1 pseudogene is annotated in these 301 nt (G+C 58.1%); it reads left to right on the forward strand.

Annotated elements, in window-relative coordinates:
• Positions 1-301 (forward strand): annotated as a pseudogene (locus P0G09_RS18705) (glycoside hydrolase family 32 protein); the annotation flags it as partial.

Consider the following 301-nt stretch of genomic DNA (forward strand, 5'->3'; position numbering starts at 1 on the left):
CACCGAGGATAAGCCCCAGGGCTGCAAGTGGTTCGGACAGACCATCTGCACCCGGGAGCTGCATATCAAGGACGGACGCATTGTTCAGACCCCCGTGCGGGAGCTGGATGCCGTCCACGGCAAGCGCACCTTCTATGAAAATGTGACGGTGCAAAGCGAAACTTCTTTAGAAGGCATCAAGGGCCGTGTGGCCGATTTGACCATCACGGTGCAGCCCGGCGTATACCGTTCCTTTACCCTGAAGCTGGCCGCCGATGCAGATCATCACACCAGCCTGACCTACGATCCCTACACTTCCGAG

Source organism: Faecalibacterium sp. DFI.5.82 (genome assembly GCF_029076575.1).
GTDB classification, from domain to species: domain Bacteria; phylum Bacillota; class Clostridia; order Oscillospirales; family Ruminococcaceae; genus Faecalibacterium; species Faecalibacterium duncaniae.